Below are 23,884 nucleotides of genomic sequence, written 5' to 3' on the forward strand. Positions count from 1 at the left end.
CGACCGGGGGCACTCGGCGGACCGCCTTCGGACGACCGGGCCCGGGGACCGCACCGGACTGTGCGGCCTCCGGACGGTTCCCCGGCGTGTTCAGCCCCCGTCCGCGCCGCGGCGGGCGGCGTTGGCGGCGAAGGCGTCGCGCAGGTAGACGCTCAGCCCCTGGCCGTGGGCGTCGACGGTGGCGGTGAACCGCTCGTCGTCCGCGTACAGCTGCCCCAGCCCCCGGTGGGTCTCCACGGTGCAGTCGTAGAACCAGCGGGTGATGTGGTCGCGGTGCCGCTCGGCCAGGTCGGCGGCGGCCTCGCTGCCGGCGGGCACCCCGTCGTCCATGGCGCGGGCCAGGGCCCGGTAGATCTCGGCGGCCTCGGCCTGGCTCCGCAGCCAGTCGTCCCTGGTGTAGCGGCCGACGTCGCGCACGGACCGGTCGAACGCCTCGGGGTTGCGGGCGCCCCAGCGTTCGCGGGCCTCCTCGGCACGGGCGTCGACGTCGAAGTCCCCGAAGAGTTCGAGGCGTTCGCCGGGGGTGAGATCGAGTTGCATGGTGTCGGCCTCCATCAGGCGTTCCAGCGCCCGCGCCATGGTGCGCAGGCGGTCGATGCGCTCGGTCACCAGCGCGTGCTGCCGGACCAGGTGGGCGCGGGTGTCGGCGGCGGGGTCGTCGAGCAGTTCGGCGATCCGCTCCAGACCGAAGCCCAGTTCCCGGTAGGTGAGGATCTGCCGGAGCCGCTCCAGGTCCCGCTCGCTGTAGCTGCGGTAGCCGGACGCGGTGCGTTCGGCGGGGACGAGGAGCCCGATGGTGTCGTAGTGGTGCAGGGTGCGGACGGTCTGCCCGCTGATCCGGGCGGCCTCGCCGACGGTGTGGCCCATGGTGTTTCCTGTTCCGTCGCTGGTGGTGACGTGTCCACGACGTTAGGGGTTGACGCGGCGTGAGGGTCAAGCCCTTTCCCTGGGAGAAGGGGCCCGGGAGGGCGGTCCCGGGCACACACAGCGCTACTACCCGCCGGTAACCTTGGGGGATGAGCCTTGACGACACCACCGAGGGCTTCCAGTTCGACCGGGACACCCGCGTCGAGAAGCGGAGCGACGGCGAGTTCACCGCCACCCTCACCGACGGGTGGACCACCTTCACCTCGCACCCCAACGGCGGCTACGTCCTGGGCACGGCGCTCAACGCGCTGGCCCAGGGGATGAGCCAGCCCGACCCCCTCGTGGTCTCCGCGTTCTTCCTGCGCCCCGCCGCCCCGGGCGGGGCCGAGGTCCGCACCGAGACCATCCGCGAGGGCCGCCGCACCGCCACCGGCCAGGTCGTTCTGGAGCAGGGCGGCAAGGAGGTCCTGCGCGCCACGGCCACCTACGGCGACCTGACGGCGGAGGGGCGCGTCCTGCACCTGGAGGGGCCGCCGCTGCTCCCCGCGCCGGAGGAGTGCCCGGTGCCCGCGGAGTTCGACGCGCCCGAGGGCCTGACCATCGCCCACAGCGTCGAGTACCGCTACCCCGTGCGCCCCGGATGGCTGGACGGGAAGAAGGACGGGCGCCCGTACGTCGAGTTCTGGATGCGCTTCGCCGACGGGCGCCCCGCCGACGTCCACTCCCTGCCGGCCATGGTGGACTTCGCCGTACCGGCGGTGCTGGAGATCGGCGAGTTCAGCACCATCACCGTCGAGCTGAGCGTGCACGTGCGCGCCCGCCCCGCCCCCGGCTGGCTCGCCTGCCGGGTGTTCACCAAGCACGTCTCCGGGGGCCTGCACGAGGAGGACATGGAGATCTGGGACAGCGAGGGCGCCCTCGTCGCCCAGGCCCGCCAGCTCGCCATGCTCCTCTGAGGGGTACGGGACCTGCGGGTTCCCACCGGTCAGGGGCCGGCGCCACGAGCCCGGCCCCCGACCACGACCACCGGGTCCGCCGGCGCCCCCGCGACGCGGCCGGGGAGGCCGAGCCGTCTGCCCTCGGCGCGGCCGGAGCGGGCCGTCCAAGACCCGTTTTGTGCCTCGTCATGCATTAATTGCATAACGGATAAGCTGTGCGGCATGAGCACGCTTCCCGATCTGGACCTGCGGCTGGTCCGGTACTTCGCGGTCGTCGCCGAGCAGTTGAACTTCGCCCGTGCTGCCGAGGAACTGCGGGTCGCCCAGCCCTCCCTGAGCCGTCAGATCCAGCGGCTGGAGGACGCCCTCGGCGTACGCCTGCTGGAGCGCACCACCCAGGGCAGCCGGCTCACCGCAGCCGGCGCGGCGTTCCTTCCCCAGGCTCAGCAGCTGGTGCACAGCGCCCAGCAGGCGGTGCTCACCGCACGCGCCGCCGCGCCGGAGCGCACCGTCACCATCGGGTACGCCGACGACCTGATCGTCACATCCGCCGTACGCGACCTGCGCCACCGGCATCCCGACGCCCACGTCCGCACCCGCCACCTCGGCTCGCAGGACGCCGGTGCCCTGCCCGACCGGCAGGTCGACGCCCTGGTCATCCGTACACCTCTGCCGATCCCGGCCGACGGCCTCGACCTGGCGGTCCTCTACGCCGAGCCCCGGGTCCTGCTCGTGCCGGAGTCCCACCGCCTCGCGGGCAAGGAGTCGGTCACCGCCGCCGACATCTCCGCCGAACCACTCGTCGGCTGCACCGGCGCGGGTGCCGACTGGACCGCCTTCTGGCGGCTCGAACCCCGACCGGACAACGAGCCCGCCCCGCTCGGTCCCACCCTCGCCGACACCTACGGCGACAAGCTCGAGGCCGTCGCCGAGGGGAGTGCCGTCGCCGTCGTCCCGGCCGGCGACCTGCGCCACACCCTCCGCCCCGGCCTCGTCGCCGTTCCGGTCGACGAGGCCGAGCCCTGTCAGGTCGTCGTCGCCACCCGAGCCGCGGACACCAGCCTCCTCGTCGCGGAGTTCGTCGAGTCCGCGAAGCGGCTCCTCGTCCGCCCCACCTGACCTTCTGGCCCTGCCGGCCTCATAGGCCTCACCGGCCCCGTCCGTCATGCAGCTCCTGCATGAGGGGTTGCGAAACAGGTCTTGGACGGGGCCGCCGACGAACCCGTTGACTGGTCACATGACCGTTGACTACCGCGCACAGACCGTTCTGATCACCGGGGCCAGCTCCGGGATCGGAGCCGCCTTCGCCACAGCCCTCGCCGCACGCGGTGCGAACCTCGTGCTCGTCGCCCGGCGTGCCGAGCGGCTGGCATCGATGGCGGACGAGCTGCGCCGCACCACAGATGCCCGTATCGAGGCGATCCCGGCCGATCTCTCCCACCCGACCGCCGCACGCGAACTTCACCGGGCGGTCGCCGATCGGGGCATCCAGGTCACGAGCCTGGTCAACAGTGCCGGGTTCGGCTCGTTCGCCCTGTTCCCCGGTGCGGATCCCGGACAGCTCACCGCCGAGATCGCCGTCCACGCGACGGCGCCGGTGCAGCTGACCGCGGCGTTCCTGCCCCAGATGGTGAACGCCGGCAACGGCTTCGTCATCAACCTCGCCAGCGTTTCCGCCTACCTCCCGTCTCCCCGGATGGCCGTCTACAGCGCCGGCAAGGCATTCGTGCTCAGCTTCACGGAATCACTGTGGACGGAGCTGCGCGGCACCGGCCTCACCGCGTTCGCGGTCTCGCCCGGCGCCACCGCCACCGACTTCACCACCGGGATGGGGCCGGATGCCGAAGTGCTGACCGCCGGGAAGCTGCGCACGCCCGAGGACGTCGTCACCACCGCGCTGCGCCACCTCGAGCGCCGCAGCCCCGGTCCGACCGTCATCGACGGGCGCCTCAACCGGCTCAGCGTCTTCATGAGCCGGTTCATGAGCCGACGCCTGAACGCCCTGATGATGGCGCGCGTCTTCGACCCCGGCCACCGGTCTCCCTCGGGGGACGGACAGGAGGAGCCGGAAAGGGTCGATGGCCGGCTCGGCGTGGGGAACTCCCGGACGCCCGGCAACAGGACGAGCAACCGGTGAGCAGCCGCGCAGAGGTCTGTCGCCCCACCGAGGGCGGGTGCGGCAGCGCGGGCAGGCCGGGGGCTTCACCGCGCCGGGACGGTCCGGCGCCGGGCGCCCGGCCGCCCGGCGGTGGCGCGCCTCCGCACCGCCCCGGCATCCCGTGCGGGGGCGCGGGTTCCGCGGCCCGGAACCGGTCCTGGGAGCGCGACAATGCACCCATAATTGGGCTCCGTGATCATAGACAAGGCGATCTACCACGCCGGTCGGCGGCAGGACATCGACGGCGACATCAGCGACGCCTTCGACGAGGCCCGCCGTGACCAGGACGACTGCTTCGTGTGGATCGGGCTCCACGAGCCCACCCCGGAGGAGTTCGCCCTCATCGAGGAGGAGCTCTCCCTCCACCCCCTGGCGGTCGAGGACGCCCTCACCGCCCACCAGCGTCCCAAACTGGAGCGCTACGACGACACCGTCTTCGTCGTGGTCAAGACGCTGGCCTACCACGAGGACACCTCCGACGTGGAGGTCGGCGAGGCCATGCTGTTCGTCGGCGCCGACTTCGTGGTCAGCGTCCGGCACGGCACGGGGAACCCCCTGGGCAGGGTCCGCGCACGACTGGAGGCCGACCCCGAACTGCTGTCCGCGGGACCCGCCGCCGTGCTCTACGGCGTGTGCGACGAGGTCGTCGACCACTACGGCACGGTGGTCCACAAGATCGAGTCCGACATCATCGAACTGGAGCGGGCGGTCTTCCAGCCGCGCGGCGGCGACGTCACCGAGGACATCCACCACCTCAAACGCGAGGTCCTGGAGTTCCGGAGCGCCGAGAGCCCGCTCATCCCGGTCCTGGAGGAGGTCTCCAAGGGGAGGATCCCCCGGTTCGAGGAGACCAAGGAGTACTTCCGCGACGTCCTGGACCACCTGCTGCGGGTGGACGACCAGGTGGACGACCACAACGAACTGCTCACCAGCGCGCTCACCGCGCACCTGGCCCTCCTGGGCAAGCAGCAGAACGAGGACGTCCGCAAGATCTCCTCCTGGGCGGCCGTCATCGCGATCCCCACCATGATCGCGGGGTTCTACGGGATGAACTTCGACCACATGCCCGAGCTGCACTGGCTCTTCGGCTACCCCATCATCATGGGCGTGATGGTCGGGGCCTCGGCGCTGGCGTACCGCCAGCTCCGCAAGAACGGCTGGCTGTAGGGGACGGCGCGCGGCCGGGGCGCGCCTCCGCCGGAGCCGGGCTCCGGCGGGCGTCCCCGGCCGCGCGCGCTTCCGCCGGGGCGAGGGGGCGGTTCCCGCGAGGGCCGCCCGGCCCTGCCCCGTCGGGGCCGGGCCCACCGTGCGGCCGTGCGTTCAGACCACCGCGCGGAAGTGGGTGGTCAGCCGGTGGTCCTCCTCCAGGACGTGGAAGGCCACGCCGGGCGGCTGGTCGCGGTTGAAGGCGGGCTCGCCCTCCCACGGCATGCGCAGGGTCCACGTCACCCCGGGCGCCAGCAGCAGGGGCCGTCCGGCGAAGGTCGTCGCCCCGCCGGTGTGCGCGTGCCCGACCAGGATCCCGGCCACCCGAGGATGGGCGGCCAGGAGCCCGGCGAGGTCGTCGGCGTTGTCCAGGCGCATGGAGTCGGGCAGCGGGTGGTGGACGCGCACCGGCGGGTGGTGCAGGGCCAGCAGCGCGGGGGTGTCGCCGGGCAGCTCGTTCAGCGTGTCGTTGATCCAGACCAGGGTGGCCGCGTCGAGGTGGCCGCCGTCCTCGCCGGGGACCGTGGAGTCGCAGGCCAGCACGGCCGCGCCCGCCACGTGGTGCACCCGGTTGACGGGTTCGCCCGATGCGGGTTCCCCCAGCAGCACCTCGCGGTAGGCCGCGCGGTCGTCGTGGTTGCCCGGGCAGCTCAGCACCGGGAAGGGCAGGTCCAGCAGGCCGGCCGCCTCCGCGTACTCCTCGCGTGCGCCGTGGTCGGCGATGTCGCCGCTGACCAGGAGGGCGTCGGGGGCCTGGGAGAGTCCGCGCAGGTAGTCCACCGTCCGGGTGGCGCGCTCGGTGGCGCGGTCGGTCCCGTCCAGGTGCAGGTCACTGATGTGGGCGAGCAGAACCGTCATGGTCGTCCTCTCGCGGGCACGTTCCCGCCCCGCACTTCTAACGGATAAGTTAGCCTTAAGCGTTAGAACGTTAGCTCGTGGGCAAGGCGACGGGCAAACGGGACGAGGACGGGGAATCCATGCAACGCCATCTGGCGCTCGAACTGGCCAGCACGATCCGCCACGACGGCTCGGGGGGCGTCGCGGACGACCTGGACACCGTTCCGGACACCGCGCGCTGGCTGGCGTCGGTGGCGGACCTCCTGCCCGGGGCGCAGGTCCTCGGCTCCGGCGCCGACGAGGACCTGCGGGACCAGGTCCTGGCGCTGCGCGGCGCCGTCAGGGCGCTGCTCGCCCGGGCCGTGCGCCCGGGGCCGCCCAGTCCCGCCGACGCCCACCGGCTCCTGCCCGCCGAGCAGGCCCTGGAGCGGCTCAACTCCGCGGCCGCCAGGGAGCCCGTCGTGCCGCGGCTGCGCTGGGACGAGGGCGACGTGCCCGTGGTCGAACTCCGGTCCGGCGGGGGAGCCTGCGACACACGGGTGGTGGCGGCGCTGGCCCGCTCCGCCATCGCCCTCCTGCACGGCCCCGACCGGGAGCGGCTGCGGGCCTGCACCGCGCCGCGCTGCGTGCGCTACTTCGTGCAGGCCCACGGCCGCCAGCAGTGGTGCGGGACCGCCTGCGGCAACCGGGCCAGGGCCGCCCGCCACTACGAGCGCCAGGTCCTGGCCCGCTCCGCGGCCCGGCCGCTCCGGAGCGTCGTGGAGTCCTAGGGCTCCACCGGGGCATCGGGCCCGGGGCCTTCGAGGGCGAACCCGCCCGCCCCTGGCCTCGGGCGAGCCCGACACGTCCTCGTCCGCATCGGGGGTGGTCGCCATCGGGGCCGCAGTCGGCGGCGCAGCGGCCCGGGCCGCGACAGCGCGGGGCGCGGCCGGCCCCTCCCCGGCATGTGCGCGTCCGTGCGGGCCGCGTCGGGGCGGCGGTGTCGGGGGCGGCGGACCCCGCCGCTCCGCCCGAGCACCTGCCACCGAACCCGTGTGTCCGCCGAGCCGCTGTCCGCGTGACCCTGTCCGCGGACAGCGGCTCCACCGGTTCAGGCCCGGGCGAGCGCGCGCCCGGCGTCACGGGCGGCGTCCAGGGCCTCGGCGCGCTGCTGCGCGGCCATCTCCCTCAGCCCCTCCATCGCCGGCGTCGTGGCGGCGAGGGTGAGCTCGCACTTGACCAGGGTCAGCTCGGCCTGCCAGATGTCGCCCACGACGCGCTCCAGGTAGGGGGTGGAGTGGTCCCAGCCCTCCCGGGGCGTGCCCGGTCCGTAGCCGCCGCCGAGGGTGGTGACCAGCAGGGTCGGGGTGCCCTTGAGCAGCGGGGTGGTGGCGCCCACGCCCGCGATCACCAGGTCCGACCAGGCCTTGAAGTGCTGGGAGACGCCGAAGTTGTAGAGCGGCACGGCCAGGATCACGGCGTCGGCGCCCTCCAGTTCGGCGCCCAGCGCCGCGGCCAGGTCGAGCGCCCCGCGCTGGGCCGGGGTGCGGTCGGGCTCGGCCGCGAAGCCGGCCGTGGTGGCCAGGGTCCAGGCGTCGGAGGGCAGCGGGTCGGTGCCCAGGTGGCGGCGGGTCACGGTGCCCCCGGGGTTGTCGGCGGTCCACTCGGCCTCGGCGCGGTCGGCGATCTCGGAGCTCACGGAGGTGCTCGGGAGGATGCTGGCGTCCAGTCGGAACAGGTTCATGGGGTCCGTTTCTGCAGAAGGGCGGCAGGGATCCGCGCGGTGCGGACCGTGGCCACAGCATAAGCGGACTTTACCCCGCTTAGCGAACGTGGTGTAGTTTCCTTCCTGTGAACGCCCCTCTCGTGCCCTTCGGAAAACCGCGTCCCGAACGCGCGGACGCGGCGCGCAACCGCCTGATCCTGCTGGAAGCGGCCCGGGCGATGCTCGCCGAGCACGGCGCGGAGAAGGTCACCATGGACGCCCTCGCCGAACGCGCCGGTGTGGGCAAGGGCACCGTCTTCCGCCGCTTCGGCAGCCGCGCCGGCATCTTCAACGCCCTCCTGGACGACAGCGAGGGGCGGTTCCAGGAACAGGTCCTCTCGGGGCCGCCGCCGCTGGGACCGGGCGCCGCGCCCAAGCAGCGCCTGATCGCCTACGGGCGCGCCCGCATCGCCTACCTGTTCGTCCACCACACCCTCGTCAGGGCCGCGCTGGACCGCAACCGGCCCGCACCGATGGGCGAGGTCAGCATGACCCTGCCCCATTTCCGGATGCTGCTCGGCCGGACGGACGTCCCCCGCCGCCACCTGGACGGCCTCGCCCTCCAGCTCACCAGCGCGCTGGAGGGCCCGCTCATGCTGTACCTGTCGAGGGAGGAGATCGCCCGGACCCCGGAGCCGGACGCCGAGGACCCCCTCGCCGACAGCTGGCAGGAACTCGTCGAACGCGTCCTCCCCGGCTGACCGCTCCGGGGCGCCGGCCGGCGCCCTCCCCCGCGTCCCCGGGCCGGGAGGGGGAGCTCCTCGGCGCAGCACTTCCGCCCCGTCCGGTCCCGGCCCGTCCCGCGGCTCAGCCGGCGCGGACCATCGTGGAGTCGTAGCCGCCGCCGCCCGGGTAGGTCCACGGGCCGGTCACGGTGGTCCCGTCGGCACTGAAGACGCCCGTGTAGCGGGCGGGCGACCCCTTCTCCCCCGCCCAGATGGTGAGGGTGTCCCCGGCCAGTTCGTAGACGTAGTCGAAGGTGTTGCCCAGGCTGTCGTAGAAGCGCGACCGGATGTCCTCGCCGGGCCGCTCGGCCCCGAAGGCCCGCTCCCTCCCGATGACCTCCAGGCCGACGACCCTCTTGCCGTCCTGGACGAGGTCGACGTCCTGGAGGAGGAAGTACCGACCCTCCATCCAGCGGTAGACGACGGTGCCCTCGGCCCCGCCGGTCACCCTCCAGGCGCCCACGAGGCGGTCCAGTGCGGTCAGGGCGGCGTCGGGGCCGGCGGGGTCCTGCTCGTACGCGCTCATGTCGTGTCCTCTTCCGTGTCGGGCGCGCGGCGGCACGGTGCCGCCGCGTCTGCCCCACCCGTACGACCGGACCGGGAGGGAGAAGGAATCGGCGCCCGGGCGAATTTTCCGCACGCGGCCGGGCCGGAGCGCGTTCCCCCGGGTCAGAGGGTGGGCGGGAGCCCGAACGCGGGCAGGGTCTCGGGGCCGAACGTGGTGATCTCCGCGACGAGGCCGCCCTCGATCCGCAGCACGTCGAGGTTGACGGCGGCATGGACCGCCTCCCCCGGCATGCGCACGTAGTTGGCGGCGGCGGGGCTGCGGTTGGCGGACACGGGCACCGCGATCCACTCACCCCAGGCCCGGTTCCCGGAGAGTACCGGGCGCCACAGGTCCAGGATGGCCTCGCGGCCCTCGTAGACCAGCGACGCGGGGGGCATCGTCTGGCGCGCGTCCTCGCGCAGCAGGGCGGCGAGCCCGTCCGGGTCGGCGTCCCGGGAGGCCTCCACGTAGCGGCGCAGGACGGCGCGCTCCTCCTCGCTGGGGGCCGTGACCGGACCCCAGTCCGTCCTGTGCCGGGGAAGGACCGCGCGCAGGGTCGCCCGGGCGCGCTGCAGGGCGCTCTTGACCGCCGGGACCGACACCTCCAGGGTGCTCGCGGTCTCCTCGGCGGGCCGGCCGAGGACGTCGCGCAGGATGAGGACGGCCCGCTGGCGGGGCGGCAGGTGCTGGATGGCGGCGAGGAAGGCCAGTTCGACGGTCTCGCGGGCGATGGCCGCCGCCTCCGGCTCCCCCTCGGGCGGCGCGGCCCGGTCCAGGAGCTCGTCCGGGTACGGCTGGAGCCAGGGGACCTCGGAGAAGGGTGAGGCCCCCGTGCCCTCCGCCACGGGCCTGTCCCGGGTGCGGCGCCGGTCGAGGGCGTCCAGGCAGGTGTTGGTGGCGATCTTGTACAGCCACGCCCGGAACGTGGAGCGCCCCTCGAAGGTGGAGCGGCGGCTCCAGGCCTTGAGCAGTGTCTCCTGCACCATGTCCTCGGCCTCGGTGAAGGAGCCGAGCATCCGGTAGCAGTGCACGCGGAGTTCGTGCCGGTGGCGTTCGGCCAGTGCGGAGAAGGCGGCCTCGTCGTCCACCACGCTGTTCCCGGCCATGCGTCCCGACCACCCCTCGCCCGGCGCTTCCGGCCCGCCGCCGGCGCCCACCGAATCCTAGGGGGCGGCGGTGACGGAGGAGCGGCCGCGGGCCCGGCGGCGGCGGGCGGAGAGCCCGCGCCGGAGCACGCCCTGCCGGGGCGAGAGGAGGTAGGCCAGGGTGAACGCCGCCGCCTGGGCGAGGACGATCGACCCGCCGGTGGACACGTTGAGGTGGAAGCTGGTGAACACACCGGCCACCGCCGCCGCCACCGCGATCGACGCCGAGATGAGCAGCATGCGCTCGAACCGGTCGGTGAGCAGGTAGGCGGTGGCCCCGGGGATGATCACCATGGCCACCACCAGGATGATCCCGACCGCTTGCAGCGCCACGACGACGGTGACCGAGAGCAGGCCCAGCAGCAGGGTCTCCAGCAGGCGCGGGTTGATGCCCAGGGCGTGCGCGTGGACGGGGTCGAAGGCGTACAGGGTGAGGTCGCGGTGCTTGTACCAGACCACGGCCAGGACCACGGCGGCCAGGACCAGCACCTGCCAGATGTCGGTGTCGGAAACCCCGAGCACGTTGCCGAACAGGATGTGGCCGAGGTCGGTCTGGCTGGGCACCCGTGAGACGAGCACCAGGCCCAGGGCGAACATGGCGGTGAACACGACGCCGATGACGGCGTCCTCCTTGACCCGGGAGGTGCGGTTGACCACCCCGATCAGGGCGACGGACCCGGCGCCGAACACCAGGGCGCCCACTGCGAAGGGCAGGCCGAACATGAAGGACAGCACCACCCCGGGAAGGACGGCGTGGGAGACGGCGTCGCCCATCAGCGACCACCCCACGAGCGTCATCCAGCAGGACAGGACCGCGCAGACGACACCGGCGACCACGCTTACCAGCAGGGCGCGCCGGACGAACTCGAACTGCAGGGGGACCGTGAACCACTCGGTGAGGCCGGTGATCAGCGCGTCCATACAGGGCCCTCCTCGTCGGAGTGGATGCCGAAGGCCTCCATGAGGACCTCCGGGCGCAGGACCTCGGCCGGTGCGCCGTGGGCGATGACGCGGCGCTGGAGCAGGACCGCCTCGTCGCACAGCACGGGCACCTGGGCGAGGTCGTGGGTGGAGACCAGCAGGGTGTGCCCCTCCCCGCGCAGCGCGCGGAGCAGTTCGACGATGGTGGCCTCCGAGCGCTTGTCGACCCCCGCGAAGGGCTCGTCGAGGAGCAGCACGGCGGCGCCCTGGGCGATGGCGCGGGCGACGAAGGCGCGTTTGCGCTGGCCGCCGGAGAGGGCCCCGATCTGGCGGTCGGCGAGGTCGGACAGGTGGGTGCGTTCCAGGGCGTGCTCGACCGCCTCGCGGTCGGCGGCCCGGGCCCGGCGGCGGCGCCCCATGTGCCCGTAGCGGCCCATCATCACCACGTCGCGTACGCGCACCGGGAAGGCCCAGTCGACCTGTTCGGACTGGGGCACGTAGCCCACCGCTCCGGCCCTGCGCGCGTCGGCGCTGGTACGGCCGAGGACGCGTACGCGGCCGTGGTCGGCGGGGACCAGCCCGAGGACCGTCTTGAACAGGGTGGACTTGCCCGAGCCGTTGGTGCCGAGCAGTCCGCAGACACGGCCCGGGGCGACCTCCAGGGAGACGTCGTCCAGGGCGAGGACGTCGCCGTAGCGCACGGTGGCGCCGGAGACCTCGATGGCGGGGACCGCCGGGGAGGACGTGGTGGAGGCGGACACGGCGCTCACCCCCTCAGCCCGGCGACGATCGTCTCGGCGTCGTGCCGGAGCAGGTCGAGGTAGGTGGGGACGGGGCCGTCGGCCTCCGACAGGGAGTCCACGTAGAGGGTGCCGCCCATCTCGGCGCCGGTCTCGCGGGCCACGGACCGCTGGGTGCCGTCGTTGACGGTGCTCTCGCAGAACACGGTGGGCACGCCGTTGTCGCGGACGAAGCCGGTCACGGAGGCGATCTGCTGGGGGGTGCCCTCGGTCTCGGCGTTGACCGGCCACAGGTAGCGCTCGCTCAGCCCCGCGTCGCGGGCGAGGTAGGAGAAGGCGCCCTCGCAGGTCACCAGGGCGCGGGCGTCCTCCGGGACCTCGGCGAGCTCGGTGTCCAGGTAGTCGCCGACCTCGGAGATCTCCGCCTTGTAGGACTCCGCGGCCTCGGCGTAGGCGGCCTCGCCGTCGGGGTCCAGCTCGGTGAGGGCGTCACGGATGTTGTCCACGTAGACCAGGGCGTTGTCGGGTGACATCCAGGCGTGGGGGTTGGGTTCGCCCTCGTACTCCCCCGAGGAGATGGGGATGGTCTCGATGCCCTCGCTGAGCAGGGCGGTGGGCGCCTCCACGCGCTCGGTGAACTGCTGGAACCAGGCCTCCAGACCGAGGCCGTTCTCCATGATCAGGTCGGCGTCCTGGCCCCGGACGAGGTCGTCGGGGGTGGGCTCGTAGCCGTGGATCTCGGCCCCGGGGCGGGTGAGGGAGGCGACCTCGACCCGGTCGCCCGCGACGTTGCCGACCATGTCGGCCAGGACCGTGAACGTGGTCAGGACCAGGGGCCGTGTGTCGTCCCGCGTCTGGCCGGCCTCGGCGGAGCAGGCGGTGAGGGGCAGGGCGAGGGCCAGCCCGGCGGCGGGGATCACCCTCGACCAGGATGTTGAAGGGGACCAACCTCTAGAGTTCGGCACACCTAACTTTTTATCACAACACTGCCGAACTGAGCCACGGTCCCGGGGGCCGGCGCTCGGCGCCGACCCCCGGGCGGGTGCCGGGATCCGGGGCTCTGTCGGCGGGGCCCCGGGGAGCCCGGTCCGGTCACACGACCGGACTTCCCGATTTCCTGGGAAGTCGCGCGAGGAGCACCGCAGATACCGCGGCCATTCCGGCGCCGACGAGGAATCCCGCGGAATTGGCGAGGACGTCCCCGGTGTCGGCGACCCGGTCCGCCCCCAAGGCCCACTGAAGCGTTTCGACGGACACGGAAAGGGCCGGCCCGAACAACAGGCGGGCCCACCACGGGGAGAAGGCGAAGAAGGCCAGGATTCCCAGGGGGACGAAAAGGAGCGCGTTCATGGCCTTTTCCTCGAGGATCAGGGCCGCGGACTGCACGGGCTCGCCCGCCGCCTCAATTCCCTCGGAGAGTTCCGTGAGGACGAGGTTCTCCTGGGCGTGCGTGACCGCATTTCCCTCGCCGTCGACCACGGAGAGACCGCGATCGGGGTCGCCGTGGACGTAGAAGTCGGCCGGTTTCTCCCCCCGCAGCTCCTCTTTCTCCTGGTCGGCGAGCTGCTCGGGGCTGTAGTGGGCGAGGGCGCCGTCGGAGAGGTACTGGCCGAAGCTCTCCCCCTCGGCTTCGTTCATCGCGATCTCGTTCACGAAGCCGAGGGGGTTCCAGTGGACGTATCGGCCGGGGTCGGCCGGGGAGCCGCCGGAGAACGGCATCACCAGGACCAGCACGTAGACGGACGCCGTCGCCGCCAGTAACTTTCGCGTGTGCCGGGGGAACGCGCCCTGCGAACGGGCCGCGGCGGCCGCGAGCACGAGGGAGAGCGCGAAGAGCAGCAGAATCGCCACGGACAACGTCAGCGGCGTGACATAGAACAGAACTCTCCACATTCGGACGGCACTCCTGTGATTTTTCGGCGAAGCCGGGCAGAACGTTCAGGAGATTACACGCCGGCGGGGCCCCTGTTTCGCAGGAGAAGTGGTTCGCGGGCGGGAATGCGCATTCTCGGTGACCCCGCGGGCGCCTGAACTGGAACTCTTCGCACCGACATTTTTTCGGAAGGCCGGAGGCGGGGGCGCGGAGCCTCCCGGCTCGGTTCGGCGGTACGGGTCCGTCTCACTAGACTGGTCGCCCGGCACGCGCGGAAGCCCCTGTCCCGCGCCCCTCGCGCGCCCCGATGTCCACGAGGTCGCCAGACCCCGTACCACGAGGGAGACCGATGGGGTCCGACGCCGATCCGCACCGCACGCTGCGCGAGCGCTACCGACTGCTGGCCGAGATCGGCCGGGGCGGCATGGGACGGGTCTGGCGCGCGCACGACATACGGCTCAACCGCGCCGTGGCCGTCAAGGAGATCTTTCTGGCTCCGGGGCAGGACGAGACCGAACGCGGGCGCACGGCGGCCCGGGCCAGGCGCGAGGCGCAGGCCGCGGCGATGGGCGGCCACCCCAACATCGTCACCGTGCACGACATCGTCGAGGACGACGGGCGACCGTGGATCGTCATGGAGTTCCTCACCGGGCGCTCCCTGCACGCCCTGGTCCGCGACGACGGCCCCCGCGACCACCGGGAGGCCGCGGCATGGGGCCTGGACCTGCTCAGCGCCCTGACCACGGCGCACGGGCAGGGCATCACCCACCGCGACGTCAAGCCCGAGAACGTGATGGTGACCGACTCCGGGCGGGTGGTGCTCACCGACTTCGGGATCGCCACCATCGCCGACACCGCCTCGGTCACCCAGACGGCCGGGGTGCTCGGCTCCCCCGCCTACCTGGCCCCCGAGCGCCTGGGCACGGGCCCGGCCAGCCCCGCGAGCGACCTGTGGTCGCTCGGCGCGACCCTGTACCACACGGCCACCGGGATCTCGCCCTTCCGGCGGGAGGGCATCCCCGCGACGCTGCACGCCGTCACCTCCGTGGAGCCCCCGGACGTCCTGGGGCGGGGGCCGCTGGGCCAGGCCGTGCGAGGGCTCCTCGTGAAGGACCCGGCCAGGCGGATCGACGCCGACCGGTGCCGGGAACTGCTGTCCGCCGAGGCGGTCGGCGCCGTCGTCGGCACGGGTTTCACGGCCTCCCCCGCCCTCACCTCCTCCTCGGCGGGCCCCACGCCCTCGGGGCCGCTGCCCGCGCCGGCGCCGCTCCCGACCGGGTTCGGGACCGCCCCGCAGGCTCCCCCGGCCGCGTTCGCGCCGCCCCCGGCGCAGCCGACGCGTCCGGTCGCTCCGCCGCACGGGCCCCCTCCCGGCCCGACGGTCCCGATGGCCAAGGCGCCGCGGAGCGGAGGGCGGCTGTCCTGGCCGTTCGTGGTGCTCACCCTGGGGCTGTCCGCGCTGGTCGCGGCGGCCTCCCTCCTTGTGGCGCTCGACCCGTGGGGCGGGGAGCCCGACCCCACCGCGGCCGCCTCCGGCGAGGAGCAGGGCTCTGAGGCGGACGGCGGCGCGGCGGACGCCACCGGCGAGCCCTCCGAGCAGGAGGGGGACGGCGAACCGGAGGCGGGCGGAGGGGAGTCCGTCACCGGGAACGGGACGACCTGGACCGAGGAGGACCAGGGCTTCGGGATCGGGGTGCCCGACGGGTGGATCCGCAGGACCGCGGGGACCAGCGTCTTCTACGACTCCCCCCACGACGGCAGCTACCTCCAGGTCGACATGGCCGAGCACCCCACCGACGACGAGTACCAGCACGTCGTCGGGCTGGAGCGGGGCGTCCAGGAGTCGGGGCGCATGCCCGGCTACGAGCGGGTGCGGCTGGAGGACGCCACCGCCGGCAGCGGGTTCCACTCGGTCGCCGAGTGGGAGTTCACCTGGAACGGCGACGGCCAGGAGCGGCGCCTGCTGTCCCGCAACATCGCGGTGGCGCCCGGCGTGCACTACACGGTCGCCTGGGTGACCCCCGCGGCCTCGTGGAACGACCAGGCCGACCTGCGCGCCGAGTCACTGGACTCCTTCGAGCCCTCCTGACCCCTGCCCGGCCGGCGGTCCTCCGCCCGTGCGCCGGACCGGCAGCACCCTTCCCCGGACCGGGACTCCGCCCGCGCATTTTTTGCCACAACGGCAACAGAACTTGTGGTTCTGGCCGGTGTGCGCGCATGGTGGTCGTGGAGGTGGTCATGGTGGCCGAACAGTTGGGAAACAGCTATGACGTGGTCGTCGTCGGAGGCGGCGCGGCCGGTCTGAGCGGCGCCCTGATGCTGGCGCGGGCGCGCCGGTCGGTGGTGGTGGTCGACGCGGGAGAGCCGCGCAACGCCCCGGCCGACGCGGTGCACGGGCTGCTGGCCCTGGACGGGACGGCGCCCGCCGATCTGCTGGAGCGGGGACGGGCGGACGTGCGCCGCTACGGCGGCCACGTGGTGCCCGGCCGGGTCGACGCGGTCGCCCGCGAGGGCGACGGGTTCGCGGTGGCGCTCGCCGACGGACGGACGGTGCGGGCGCGCCGGCTGCTCGTGACCACGGGTCTGGTGGACGAGCTCCCCGGGATCCCCGGTCTGCGGGAGCGCTGGGGCATCGACGTGGTCCACTGCCCGTACTGCCACGGCTGGGAGATCCGCGACCGTGCCATCGGCGTGCTGGCGGTCGGGCCGATGTCGGTGCACCAGGCGCTGCTGTTCCGCCAGTGGAGCGCGGACGTCACGTACTTCTCCCACACCGCGCAGCCGCTGACCGATGAGCAGTCGGAGCAGTTCGCCGCCCGCGGGATCTGTGTGGTCGACGGAGAGGTGGCCGCCCTGGAGGTCGAGGAGGACCGCCTCACGGGGGTGCGGCTGGCCGACGGCACGGTCTTTGGCCGCGAGGCCGTGGCGGTCTCCTCCCGGATGGTGGCGCGCGCCGGCTTCCTCGCGGACCTGGGGCTGCGGACCGAGGAGCACCCGATGGGGGTCGGCACGTACGTCCCCGCCGAGCCCACGGGGCGCACGAGCGTGTCCGGGGTGTGGGTGGCGGGCAACGTGACCGATCCGGCCGCGCAGGTCGGATCCTCGGCCGCGGCGGGCGCGGGTGCGGGGGCCCAGATCAACATGGACCTCGTGACCGAGGAGACCCGCCTCGCGGTCGAGGCCCGGGACCCCTTCCCGGCCGGGGCCGAGGCCGGTGCGGGACCGAGGTGACGGGCGGGCTCGGCCACGGGGCGTGAGCGGCCGGGGAGCAGCGGTGTCCGCGCCCCGGGACCGGACGGGCTCGGATCCGACCTCAGGGGCCGGTTCGACACGGCCGATACCGCATTTCGGCCGGGGTGCTTTCTCCTGACCGGTCCCGGTGCGCCCCCTCCCCGGGGGCGACATTCCGCACGGGAGGTTGGGAACTCGTGCCGCTCGGAAACGATCAGCACGCAGCGCCGACCACCGCGGGGAGGGCGCCCGACGAGGGCGCCCTCCCCGCGCGGCGCGGACCCGGTCGTGACCGCGCCCGCGCCGCCACGCCCCAGGGAGCCCACACGATGACGACGGTCGTCTTCGACCACACCACCACCGGCTACCGGGTGCCGCACGCCCTGTGCCTGGCGCACGCGGCCAAACTCGCCTACGCCGACCCGGACACCGCACGGCGCCAGGCCGGCGAGTGGGGGTTCGACCGCTTCCGCTTCTTCGAGGCCGAATTCGCGCCCCCCTTCGCCCTGGACCACACCCAGGGCTTCACCATGGCCGGCGACGACATGGTCGTCACGGCCTTCCGCGGGACCGAACCCACCCAGATCATGGACTGGCTCTCCGACGGCAAGGCCCCCCTGGTCCGGCACTCCTCCCGGCGGGGCCGGGTGCACTGGGGGTTCAGCACCGCCGTGGACGCCGTGTACACGGAACTGCGCGGGGCCGTCGAGGAGTTCCGCACCGCCGGGGCTGCTCGGCAGGGTCTCGGACAGGGCCAGGGCTACGCCCTGGACGCGGCCGCCTTCAGGCCCGACGCCGACGGGATCACCGACCACTTCATCGACGCCTACATCGCGTGCCTGGAGGCGGCCGGCCGCTGAGGCGCGCCGGGGCCGTCCCCCCGTACCGCGGGGCCGGGCCACCGGGGTGGCCGGAGGCGCGTGCCGGTACCCGGCGCCGGGGGTACGCACGCCCTTCGATTACAGTCATTGCAGCAATTGCTGCAATGACTGTAAAGTGAGGCCATGAGCGAACCCACCGAGGACGAACTGGCCTTCGTCGACGACGTCGCGGGCTTCTTCGCCCGCGAGGGCCTGCCCCTGATCTCCGGCCGCGTCATCGGATGGCTGCTGATCAGCGACCCGCCCGAGCAGAGCGCCGCCCAGATCGCCGAGGCACTCCAGGTCAGCCGCAGCTCCATCAGCACCGCGGCCCGGCTCCTCACCCCCAGCGGACTGGTCGAGGGGGTGCGCCGCCGGGGGGAGCGACAGGAGTACCTCCGCATCGCCGCCGACGGCTGGAGCCGGATGCTGGAGCGCCGCTACGCCCAGGCCGCGGGGTTCCGGGAGGTCACCGAGCGGGGGCTCAGGGCCCTGGAGGGCTCCGCCCCGCAGCGGCGCGAGCGCCTGGCCAACGTCAACCGGCTCTACGGCTTCCTGGAGGCCGAACTCCCCGCGGTGCTCCGGCGCTGGCGGGACGAACAGGAGGACCACGACCGATGACCCGAACCCCGACCCCCTTCGAGCGCATCGCCCTCGACCGCCCCGAGGGGCGGCTGAGCGTGGTGACCGCGGGCGAGCACGGCGCCCCCGTGGTCCTGCTGAGCGGAGCCGGGCAGGACAACGCCCTGCTCAGCTGGCGCCACCTCCTCCCGGTCCTGGCGGCCGAGCACCGGGTGTTCGCCCCCGACTGGCCCAAGCAGGGGCACAGCAGGCCGTGGAACGGCCTCGCCGACCACGCGGCCCTGACAGACGTCGTCACCCACGTCCTGGACCGGTTCGGCCTGGACCGGGTGGCGCTCGTCGGCCTGTCCCAGGGCGGTGCGCTGGCCCTGTCCTACGCCATCGACCATCCCGAACGGGTCGAGAGGCTCGTGGCCATGGCTCCCGCGGGGGTCATCGCCTTCCCTCCCGGTGTGCACCAGCTGCTATGGCTCACCGCGCGGAGCAGGTTCCTCAACCGCACGCTGCCCGAGCGGATGTTCCGCACCCGGGAGGGGGTGGAGCGCTTCGTGCGGCGGGCCCTGTTCGCCGGTCCGGTCGCGGACCTGGAGTCCGTCGTGGACGAGGTCATGGAGGAGGTCCGTGTCAGCGGGGTCGGGTCCTCCGACTGGCAGAACGCCTCCATCGGCCCCTGGCGGATGAGGGTGGACCTGCGCCCGCGACTGGGCGAGATCTCGTGCCCCACCCTGTTCATCCAGGGTGACAAGGACGTCGGCGTCCGCCCGGCGCGGACCGTCGAGGCGGCCCGCCGCGTGCCCGGCGCCCGTCTGGAACTCCTGGAGGGCAACGGGCACTGGCTCAACCGCCAGTCGCCCGACCGGGTCAACGCCCTGGTCAGGGAGTTCCTGGCCGAGTCCGGGACCTGAGCCCGCCGCGGCGGCCCCGGGCGGACGCCCGGGGCCGCCGCGGTCCCAGGGCCCGGTCGATCGGCTCCGGAGCCGATCGACCGGTGCGGGACGCGGGACGCCTCAGCCCCGGTGGACGCAGAACAGCGGACCGTGGTAGGCGGAGACGTCGAACCCCGCCGAGGAGATGGCGGCCCCGACCCGCTCCGGCCGGCTCCACCCCTTCCCCTCGTCGTACCGGGTCCACCACAGCCGCCCCCACCCGCCGGAGTCCTCCTGGTGGAAGACGCAGTACAGGTGGTCGTTGTACCGGGCGATCGCCGGGGCGTACGAGGTGCGCACGGGGTTGCCGTCCGGGTCCTCGATGCGCCGGCTCCCGCTCCAGCTCCGGGAGACGCTGCTGTAGGTCATCCAGTGGAGCTGGTCGTCCCCGCGGTCGTGGACGCAGTAGAGGTGGTCCTTGAAGCGCTCCACCACCGGGGTGCGCGACGAGGTGAACCCTCCCGGCACGTCGCTCTCGGCGCTCCATGCCTTGGTCCCGGTGTCGTGGCTCAGCCAGCGCAGTGTGCTGTCCTCACGCCTGAGGACGCAGTACAGGAGGCCGTCGTAGACCGTGAGGGAGGCGCCCGTGGCCCTCACCTCCCGGCCGCCGGGCTCCTTCACGACCTGGTCGGCCGACCAGCCCGGCTCCGGGCCCTCGATGTTGTAGCGCGACCACCACAGGCGGGTGTCGGAGACGTCGCGGTGGTGGACGCAGTACAGGAAGTCGTTGGCGTGGGAGACCGCGGGCTGCCCGTGGTTGGGCACGCGGTTCCCGAGCACGTCGGTGATCTCCCGGTCGCCCCTCCAGGCCCCGGTCTCCTTGTCGTAGACGTCCCACCACAGGAACGGGTTGGCGGCGGTGTCCTGGTGCAGGCAGTACAGGAGGCTCTTGTACGCCTCGATGCCGGGGCCGTGGGGCGACCAGGCGCCGGGGACCTCCAGGTCCTTGGACCAGCCCGTGCCCTCCTCGAACTTGAGCCACCGCAGCTCCCTGTTCCGCGACCTGTTCCAGCGGCGGCGGGAGGAGCGCCGGGGCTTGGGGTCCGGACAGGGGCTGCGCTCGTGCGCGACTCGGCCGCCGACATAGGTCGCCGCCACGGCCCGGTCGTCGCCCAGCGTCGCGAGTGCGAACAGCAGATCGTCGACGGTCTCGCTCTCCGCGGTGCGCGCGGCGAGCAACTGGGTGGCGGAGGGGTCCAGGACCACGAAGTCGGCCTCGTGGCCGGGCGCGAGCGAGCCGATGACCCCTTCCAGGCCCATCGTCTCGGCCCCGCCGAGGGTGGCCAGGTAGAAGAGCTTGGTGCCGTCCATGGGCACATGGCCGAGTTGGCCCACCTTGTATGCCTCGCCCATGGTCTGCAGGAGCGACAGGCTCGTGCCCCCGCCCACGTCGGTGCCCAGGCCGGTGTGTACGGGGCGCTTGCGGTGCCTGGCGTCGCGCATGGAGAAGAGCCCGCTGCCCAGGAACAGGTTGGAGGTGGGGCAGTGCGCCACCCCGCTGCCGGTGGCCGACAGGCGCTTCCACTCGCGCTTCTCCAGGTGGACCGAGTGGGCGAAGACCGCCCCGCGCCCGAGGAGGCCGTAGTGCTCGTAGACGTCGACGTAGTCCTTGCGGTCGGGGAAGAGCCGGCGGACCTCCTCGACCTCGTCCGTGTTCTCGGCCAGGTGCGTCTGCATGAGGGTGCCGGGGTGCTCGTGCCACAGCTTCCCGGCCAGGCGGAGCATCTCGCCGGTGCAGGCCACGGCGAACCGCGGGGTGACCGCGTACAGGCTCCGCCCCACGCCGTGCCACTTGCGGATGAGCGCCTCGGACTCCTCGTAGCCCTGCCGGGGCGAGGGGTCCAGGAGGTCGGGGCGGGCGTTGCGGTCCATGAGGACCTTGCCCGCGGCCACGCGCATCCCCCTGCGGTGGGTCTCCTCGAACAGGGCGTCGACCGAGACCGGGTAGGTCGCGCAGTTGACCAGCGCGGTGGTGGTGCCGTTGCGCAGGATCTGCTCGCAGAAGAGCTTCGCGAACCGTTCGGCGTAGGCCCTGGAGGCGAAGCGGGCCTCCTCGGGGTAGACGGAGTTCTGCAGCCAGTCCAGGAGCTGGTCGCCGTAGGCGCCGATGATCCGCGTCTGCACGTAGTGCACGTGGGGGTCGACGAACCCCGGCAGGATCAGCTTGTCCCGGTGGTGGACGACGGTGGCGCCGACGGGAAGCTTCTCCACCAGGTCCGAGTACTCCCCCGCCGCGGTGATCCTGCCGTCCCGGCAGACGAGCAGGCCGTCCTCCACGTACTCCAGCGCCCCCTCGCCGGAGGTGGGGAAGGGGTCCTCGCCGAACCAGACCAGGGAGCCGCGGACCGCCGTGACGGCGCCGCAGCCACCGCCGGCCTCCGGGGGTGTGGTGACGGCGTTCATGCCCGACCACCCCCTCGGGGTCCCGGTCGCCGGTCGGATTCGCGCCTTCTCGCGGCGTCGCGCACCATGTCCGCTCCTCGCTCGGGTGCTCGGTCCGTCACCGCGAGTACCCGGAGGTCACCGGCGGAAAACTCCCCCTGACCGGCGTTGTCGCAGGCAGGGGGGCTGTTTCGGCATCGGCGGTGCTCGTCGCCGGATGGCGGCGGCACGGGCGGGCCCGGGCACACGCGCCGCCCAGGCGCGAGCGCGTCGGCCGTTCCTCAGGTGCCCAGGTAGCGCAGCACCGCCAGCACCCGGCGGCTGTACCCGGAGGCGTGCCCCAGTTCCAGCTTGTCGAAGATCGCGTTCACGTGCTTCTCCACCGCGCTCAGGGACACGAACAGGCGCTGGGCGATCAGCGTGTTGCTCAGCCCCTGCGCCATGAGCTCCAGGACGTCGCGCTCGCGCGGGGTCAGCCTCGCCAAGGGGTCGGCGTGGGTGGTGCGGGCCAGGAGCTGGCGCACCACCTCGGGGTCGAAGGCCGCCCCTCCGGCCCGGACCCGCTCCAGGGCGTCCAGGAACTCCCCCACCTCCGACACCCGGTCCTTGAGCAGGTAGCCGACCCGGCCCGAGGCGGCGGCGAGCAGTTCGGCGGCGTAGCGCTGCTCCACGTACTGCGACAGCACCAGCACCGCCACCCCCTCGTGCTCGGCGCGGATGCGCAGGGCCGCGCGCAGCCCCTCGTCGGTGTGGGTCGGGGGCATCCGCACGTCCACCACGGCCGCGTCCGGCCGGTGCCCGGCGACCTCCTCCAGCAGGGCCTCGGCGTCGCCGACCGCCGCCACCACCTGGTGGCCCTCCTCCTCCAGCAGCCGTACCAGGCCCTCCCTCAGGAGGACCGAGTCGTCAGCGATCACCAGGCGCATGGGGGCTCCGTATCCGTTGTTCGTCGGGCAGCGGCAGGGCGGCGTGCACCGTGGTCGGCCCGCCCGCGGGGCTGTGCACCGACAGTGTCCCGTCCAGGGCCTGGACCCGTCGCGCCAGGCCCGTCAGACCGCTCCCCTCCGGGTCCGCGCCGCCCCGGCCGTCGTCGAGGACCCGCAGGTCCAGCACTCCGCCGCGGCCGTCCACGTGCACGATCACCTCACCGGCCCCGGCGTGCTTGACGGCGTTGGTGATGGACTCGCGTGCCACGAAGTACACGGCCGCGGCCAGCTCGCGCGGTGGCGGCGCGGGCAGGTCCGAGCGCACCGCCACCGGCAGCGGGCTGCGCCTGGCCACCTCGGTCAGCGCCGCCTCCAGCCCCAGGGTGTCCAGGGCGGTCGGGTAGACCCGCCAGGCCACCTCGCGCAGTTCGTCGAGCAGGATCCGGGACTCGGTGTGGGCCTCGCGCAGCAGCCCCGCCGTCCGCTCGGGGTCGGTGCCGCGCTGGGCCCGGCCCAGCAGCATCGCCAGGGCCACGACCCGCTGCTGCACCCCGTCGTGCAGGTCGCGTTCGATCCTGCGGCGCTCCTCGTCCACCGCGCGGACGATGCCCGAACGCGTCTGGGTGAGCTCGTCGATCCGGCGGTTCAGGAGGTCCTCGTGGCTGGGGCCCAGGAGCCGTCGGGCCAGGGAGCGGTCGACGGCGGAGGCCAGCGCCGCGACCAGCCACACCGCGGCGAGGACGACCAGCCCCACGGCCAGCCCCAGGTTGACGCTGGAGACGGACAGCCGCGCGCCGGGCAGGGACACCGGGACGCTGGTCCCGGTCCCCGTGACGGCCTCCAGAGCGGCCCCGCCGAGGAACACCGCCACCAGCAGGGCGGCCGACGGCGCCAGATAACCGCACACCAGGGCGAGCGGCAGCCGCAGGAGCAGGTAGGCCGCGCGGTGCGCCGTGCCGGGACGGGCCCGGACCGCGCACCCCGTCCACCGCTCCAGCCGCGCCAGGTCGAGGTCGCACAGCTTCCCGGTCCACCGCGAGAGCGCGTCCCGCGTCCGCGGACGGGCGGAGGGCCGGACCAGCGCGGCGGCCAGGAGCAGCAGGGACGCCGCCGCCCACACGAGGGTGAGGGCGGCGGTGACCAGCCCCAGGACCGTTCCCGTGAACTCCCCCGCCGCGCGTCCGAGCGGCACGGCCGCCGCCCCCGCACGGGCGCGGAGACCGGTTGTCCCCCGTGCGCCGCCCGACTCGTCCATGCCCGCTCCCCGTATCCGGCG

The 23,884-nt window shown here is 73.5% G+C and carries 23 protein-coding genes; 11 read left to right on the plus strand and 12 right to left on the minus strand.

Features of this window, described 5'->3' with window-relative positions:
• Positions 1 to 90: 90 nt before the first annotated feature.
• A complete protein-coding gene (locus tag OUQ99_RS14600) occupies positions 91 to 867 on the minus strand; it encodes a MerR family transcriptional regulator (RefSeq protein ID WP_267950001.1) in 777 nt (258 codons plus the stop codon).
• 149 nt (positions 868 to 1,016) lie between these two features.
• Here OUQ99_RS14600 and OUQ99_RS14605 point away from each other — a divergent pair, with 149 nt between their 5' ends.
• The 4 genes from OUQ99_RS14605 to corA all read left to right on the plus strand — a co-directional run bounded on the left by OUQ99_RS14605 (position 1,017) and on the right by corA (position 5,130).
• Positions 1,017 to 1,823, plus strand: a complete 807-nt coding sequence (locus OUQ99_RS14605; protein WP_267950002.1) for a thioesterase family protein — start codon at positions 1,017 to 1,019, stop codon at positions 1,821 to 1,823.
• Positions 1,824 to 2,027: 204 nt separating this feature from the next.
• Positions 2,028 to 2,924 carry a LysR family transcriptional regulator gene (locus OUQ99_RS14610; RefSeq protein WP_267950003.1) on the plus strand — a complete coding sequence of 299 codons (897 nt, stop codon included), beginning with the start codon at positions 2,028 to 2,030 and terminating at the stop codon, positions 2,922 to 2,924.
• A 118-nt stretch (positions 2,925 to 3,042) separates the two neighbouring features.
• The gene (locus tag OUQ99_RS14615; protein ID WP_267950004.1) at positions 3,043 to 3,942 is read left to right on the plus strand and encodes an SDR family NAD(P)-dependent oxidoreductase; all 900 of its coding nucleotides are present in this window, start codon (positions 3,043 to 3,045) and stop codon (positions 3,940 to 3,942) included.
• A 213-nt stretch (positions 3,943 to 4,155) separates the two neighbouring features.
• A complete protein-coding gene (gene corA, locus OUQ99_RS14620) occupies positions 4,156 to 5,130 on the plus strand; it encodes a magnesium/cobalt transporter CorA (RefSeq protein WP_267950005.1) in 975 nt (324 codons plus the stop codon).
• A gap of 153 nt (positions 5,131 to 5,283) precedes the next feature.
• On the opposite strand, the gene OUQ99_RS14625 is transcribed toward corA, so the two are convergent.
• Positions 5,284 to 6,027: a metallophosphoesterase gene (locus OUQ99_RS14625; RefSeq protein ID WP_267950006.1), complete on the minus strand. Its 744-nt coding sequence runs from the start codon at positions 6,025 to 6,027 to the stop codon at positions 5,284 to 5,286.
• Positions 6,028 to 6,146: 119 nt separating this feature from the next.
• On the opposite strand from OUQ99_RS14625, the gene OUQ99_RS14630 reads away from it, so the two are divergent.
• Positions 6,147 to 6,776 carry a CGNR zinc finger domain-containing protein gene (locus tag OUQ99_RS14630; RefSeq protein WP_267950007.1) on the plus strand — a complete coding sequence of 210 codons (630 nt, stop codon included), beginning with the start codon at positions 6,147 to 6,149 and terminating at the stop codon, positions 6,774 to 6,776.
• 320 nt (positions 6,777 to 7,096) lie between these two features.
• Here OUQ99_RS14630 and OUQ99_RS14635 read toward each other — a convergent pair whose 3' ends face one another.
• Complete coding sequence (locus tag OUQ99_RS14635) at positions 7,097 to 7,729, minus strand: FMN-dependent NADH-azoreductase (RefSeq protein ID WP_267950008.1); 633 nt, start codon at positions 7,727 to 7,729, stop codon at positions 7,097 to 7,099.
• A 107-nt stretch (positions 7,730 to 7,836) separates the two neighbouring features.
• On the opposite strand from OUQ99_RS14635, the gene OUQ99_RS14640 reads away from it, so the two are divergent.
• Positions 7,837 to 8,451, plus strand: coding sequence for a TetR/AcrR family transcriptional regulator (locus OUQ99_RS14640; RefSeq protein WP_267950009.1), 615 nt, complete (start codon positions 7,837 to 7,839; stop codon positions 8,449 to 8,451).
• Positions 8,452 to 8,557: 106 nt separating this feature from the next.
• Here OUQ99_RS14640 and OUQ99_RS14645 read toward each other — a convergent pair whose 3' ends face one another.
• The 6 genes from OUQ99_RS14645 to OUQ99_RS14670 form a co-directional block, all read right to left on the minus strand.
• Positions 8,558 to 9,001: a hypothetical protein gene (locus OUQ99_RS14645; RefSeq protein WP_267950010.1), complete on the minus strand. Its 444-nt coding sequence runs from the start codon at positions 8,999 to 9,001 to the stop codon at positions 8,558 to 8,560.
• Between the two features lie 143 nt (positions 9,002 to 9,144).
• Entirely contained in the window at positions 9,145 to 10,128 is a 984-nt protein-coding gene (locus OUQ99_RS14650) for an RNA polymerase subunit sigma-70 (protein ID WP_267950011.1), read from the minus strand.
• A gap of 57 nt (positions 10,129 to 10,185) precedes the next feature.
• A complete protein-coding gene (locus OUQ99_RS14655) occupies positions 10,186 to 11,088 on the minus strand; it encodes a metal ABC transporter permease (protein WP_267950012.1) in 903 nt (300 codons plus the stop codon).
• Positions 11,076 to 11,849, minus strand: a complete 774-nt coding sequence (locus OUQ99_RS14660) for a metal ABC transporter ATP-binding protein (RefSeq protein ID WP_267950013.1) — start codon at positions 11,847 to 11,849, stop codon at positions 11,076 to 11,078. The genes OUQ99_RS14655 and OUQ99_RS14660 overlap by 13 nt, the downstream gene beginning before the upstream one ends.
• Before the next feature lie 5 nt (positions 11,850 to 11,854).
• Complete coding sequence (locus tag OUQ99_RS14665; RefSeq protein ID WP_431061507.1) at positions 11,855 to 12,748, minus strand: metal ABC transporter substrate-binding protein; 894 nt, start codon at positions 12,746 to 12,748, stop codon at positions 11,855 to 11,857.
• Positions 12,749 to 12,920: 172 nt separating this feature from the next.
• Positions 12,921 to 13,679: a VanZ family protein gene (locus OUQ99_RS14670; RefSeq protein WP_267950381.1), complete on the minus strand. Its 759-nt coding sequence runs from the start codon at positions 13,677 to 13,679 to the stop codon at positions 12,921 to 12,923.
• Between the two features lie 371 nt (positions 13,680 to 14,050).
• Here OUQ99_RS14670 and OUQ99_RS14675 point away from each other — a divergent pair, with 371 nt between their 5' ends.
• The 5 genes from OUQ99_RS14675 (at position 14,051) to OUQ99_RS14695 (ending at position 19,279) form a co-directional block, all read left to right on the plus strand.
• Positions 14,051 to 15,790, plus strand: a complete 1,740-nt coding sequence (locus OUQ99_RS14675; RefSeq protein WP_267950015.1) for a serine/threonine-protein kinase — start codon at positions 14,051 to 14,053, stop codon at positions 15,788 to 15,790.
• A 128-nt stretch (positions 15,791 to 15,918) separates the two neighbouring features.
• The gene (locus OUQ99_RS14680) at positions 15,919 to 16,932 is read left to right on the plus strand and encodes an NAD(P)/FAD-dependent oxidoreductase (RefSeq protein WP_267950016.1); all 1,014 of its coding nucleotides are present in this window, start codon (positions 15,919 to 15,921) and stop codon (positions 16,930 to 16,932) included.
• Between the two features lie 329 nt (positions 16,933 to 17,261).
• Positions 17,262 to 17,792, plus strand: a complete 531-nt coding sequence (locus OUQ99_RS14685) for a hypothetical protein (protein ID WP_267950017.1) — start codon at positions 17,262 to 17,264, stop codon at positions 17,790 to 17,792.
• A gap of 144 nt (positions 17,793 to 17,936) precedes the next feature.
• A complete protein-coding gene (locus tag OUQ99_RS14690; RefSeq protein ID WP_267950018.1) occupies positions 17,937 to 18,413 on the plus strand; it encodes a GbsR/MarR family transcriptional regulator in 477 nt (158 codons plus the stop codon).
• Positions 18,410 to 19,279 (plus strand): alpha/beta fold hydrolase, encoded by an 870-nt coding sequence (locus OUQ99_RS14695; protein ID WP_267950019.1) that lies wholly within the window; start codon positions 18,410 to 18,412, stop codon positions 19,277 to 19,279. The genes OUQ99_RS14690 and OUQ99_RS14695 overlap by 4 nt, the downstream gene beginning before the upstream one ends.
• Positions 19,280 to 19,381: 102 nt before the next feature.
• On the opposite strand, the gene guaD is transcribed toward OUQ99_RS14695, so the two are convergent.
• From guaD to OUQ99_RS14710, 3 genes are all read right to left on the minus strand, one after another.
• Positions 19,382 to 21,703, minus strand: coding sequence for a guanine deaminase (gene guaD / locus OUQ99_RS14700; protein WP_267950020.1), 2,322 nt, complete (start codon positions 21,701 to 21,703; stop codon positions 19,382 to 19,384).
• Positions 21,704 to 21,963: 260 nt separating this feature from the next.
• Positions 21,964 to 22,608 carry a response regulator transcription factor gene (locus OUQ99_RS14705; RefSeq protein WP_267950021.1) on the minus strand — a complete coding sequence of 215 codons (645 nt, stop codon included), beginning with the start codon at positions 22,606 to 22,608 and terminating at the stop codon, positions 21,964 to 21,966.
• On the minus strand, positions 22,589 to 23,863 hold the full coding sequence (locus OUQ99_RS14710; protein ID WP_267950022.1) for a sensor histidine kinase: 1,275 nt from the start codon (positions 23,861 to 23,863) through the stop codon (positions 22,589 to 22,591). The genes OUQ99_RS14705 and OUQ99_RS14710 overlap by 20 nt, the downstream gene beginning before the upstream one ends.
• Positions 23,864 to 23,884: the final 21 nt, after the last annotated feature.

The organism is Streptomonospora nanhaiensis (genome assembly GCF_026642255.1).
Taxonomy (GTDB): Bacteria; Actinomycetota; Actinomycetes; order Streptosporangiales; family Streptosporangiaceae; genus Nocardiopsis; species Nocardiopsis tropica.

Coding starts and splice junctions, on each gene's coding strand:
- OUQ99_RS14605 (WP_267950002.1), top strand. CDS start 1,017: ATGAGCCTTGACGACACCACCGAGGGCTTCCAGTTCGACCGGGACACC.
- OUQ99_RS14695 (WP_267950019.1), top strand. CDS start 18,410: ATGACCCGAACCCCGACCCCCTTCGAGCGCATCGCCCTCGACCGCCCC.
- OUQ99_RS14710 (WP_267950022.1), bottom strand. CDS start 23,863: ATGGACGAGTCGGGCGGCGCACGGGGGACAACCGGTCTCCGCGCCCGT.
- OUQ99_RS14655 (WP_267950012.1), bottom strand. CDS start 11,088: ATGGACGCGCTGATCACCGGCCTCACCGAGTGGTTCACGGTCCCCCTG.
- OUQ99_RS14645 (WP_267950010.1), bottom strand. CDS start 9,001: ATGAGCGCGTACGAGCAGGACCCCGCCGGCCCCGACGCCGCCCTGACC.
- OUQ99_RS14650 (WP_267950011.1), bottom strand. CDS start 10,128: ATGGCCGGGAACAGCGTGGTGGACGACGAGGCCGCCTTCTCCGCACTG.
- guaD (WP_267950020.1), bottom strand. CDS start 21,703: ATGAACGCCGTCACCACACCCCCGGAGGCCGGCGGTGGCTGCGGCGCC.
- OUQ99_RS14675 (WP_267950015.1), top strand. CDS start 14,051: ATGGGGTCCGACGCCGATCCGCACCGCACGCTGCGCGAGCGCTACCGA.
- OUQ99_RS14625 (WP_267950006.1), bottom strand. CDS start 6,027: ATGACGGTTCTGCTCGCCCACATCAGTGACCTGCACCTGGACGGGACC.
- OUQ99_RS14705 (WP_267950021.1), bottom strand. CDS start 22,608: ATGCGCCTGGTGATCGCTGACGACTCGGTCCTCCTGAGGGAGGGCCTG.
- OUQ99_RS14630 (WP_267950007.1), top strand. CDS start 6,147: ATGCAACGCCATCTGGCGCTCGAACTGGCCAGCACGATCCGCCACGAC.
- OUQ99_RS14635 (WP_267950008.1), bottom strand. CDS start 7,729: ATGAACCTGTTCCGACTGGACGCCAGCATCCTCCCGAGCACCTCCGTG.
- OUQ99_RS14680 (WP_267950016.1), top strand. CDS start 15,919: ATGGTGGTCGTGGAGGTGGTCATGGTGGCCGAACAGTTGGGAAACAGC.
- OUQ99_RS14685 (WP_267950017.1), top strand. CDS start 17,262: ATGACGACGGTCGTCTTCGACCACACCACCACCGGCTACCGGGTGCCG.
- OUQ99_RS14615 (WP_267950004.1), top strand. CDS start 3,043: ATGACCGTTGACTACCGCGCACAGACCGTTCTGATCACCGGGGCCAGC.
- OUQ99_RS14610 (WP_267950003.1), top strand. CDS start 2,028: ATGAGCACGCTTCCCGATCTGGACCTGCGGCTGGTCCGGTACTTCGCG.
- OUQ99_RS14600 (WP_267950001.1), bottom strand. CDS start 867: ATGGGCCACACCGTCGGCGAGGCCGCCCGGATCAGCGGGCAGACCGTC.
- OUQ99_RS14690 (WP_267950018.1), top strand. CDS start 17,937: ATGAGCGAACCCACCGAGGACGAACTGGCCTTCGTCGACGACGTCGCG.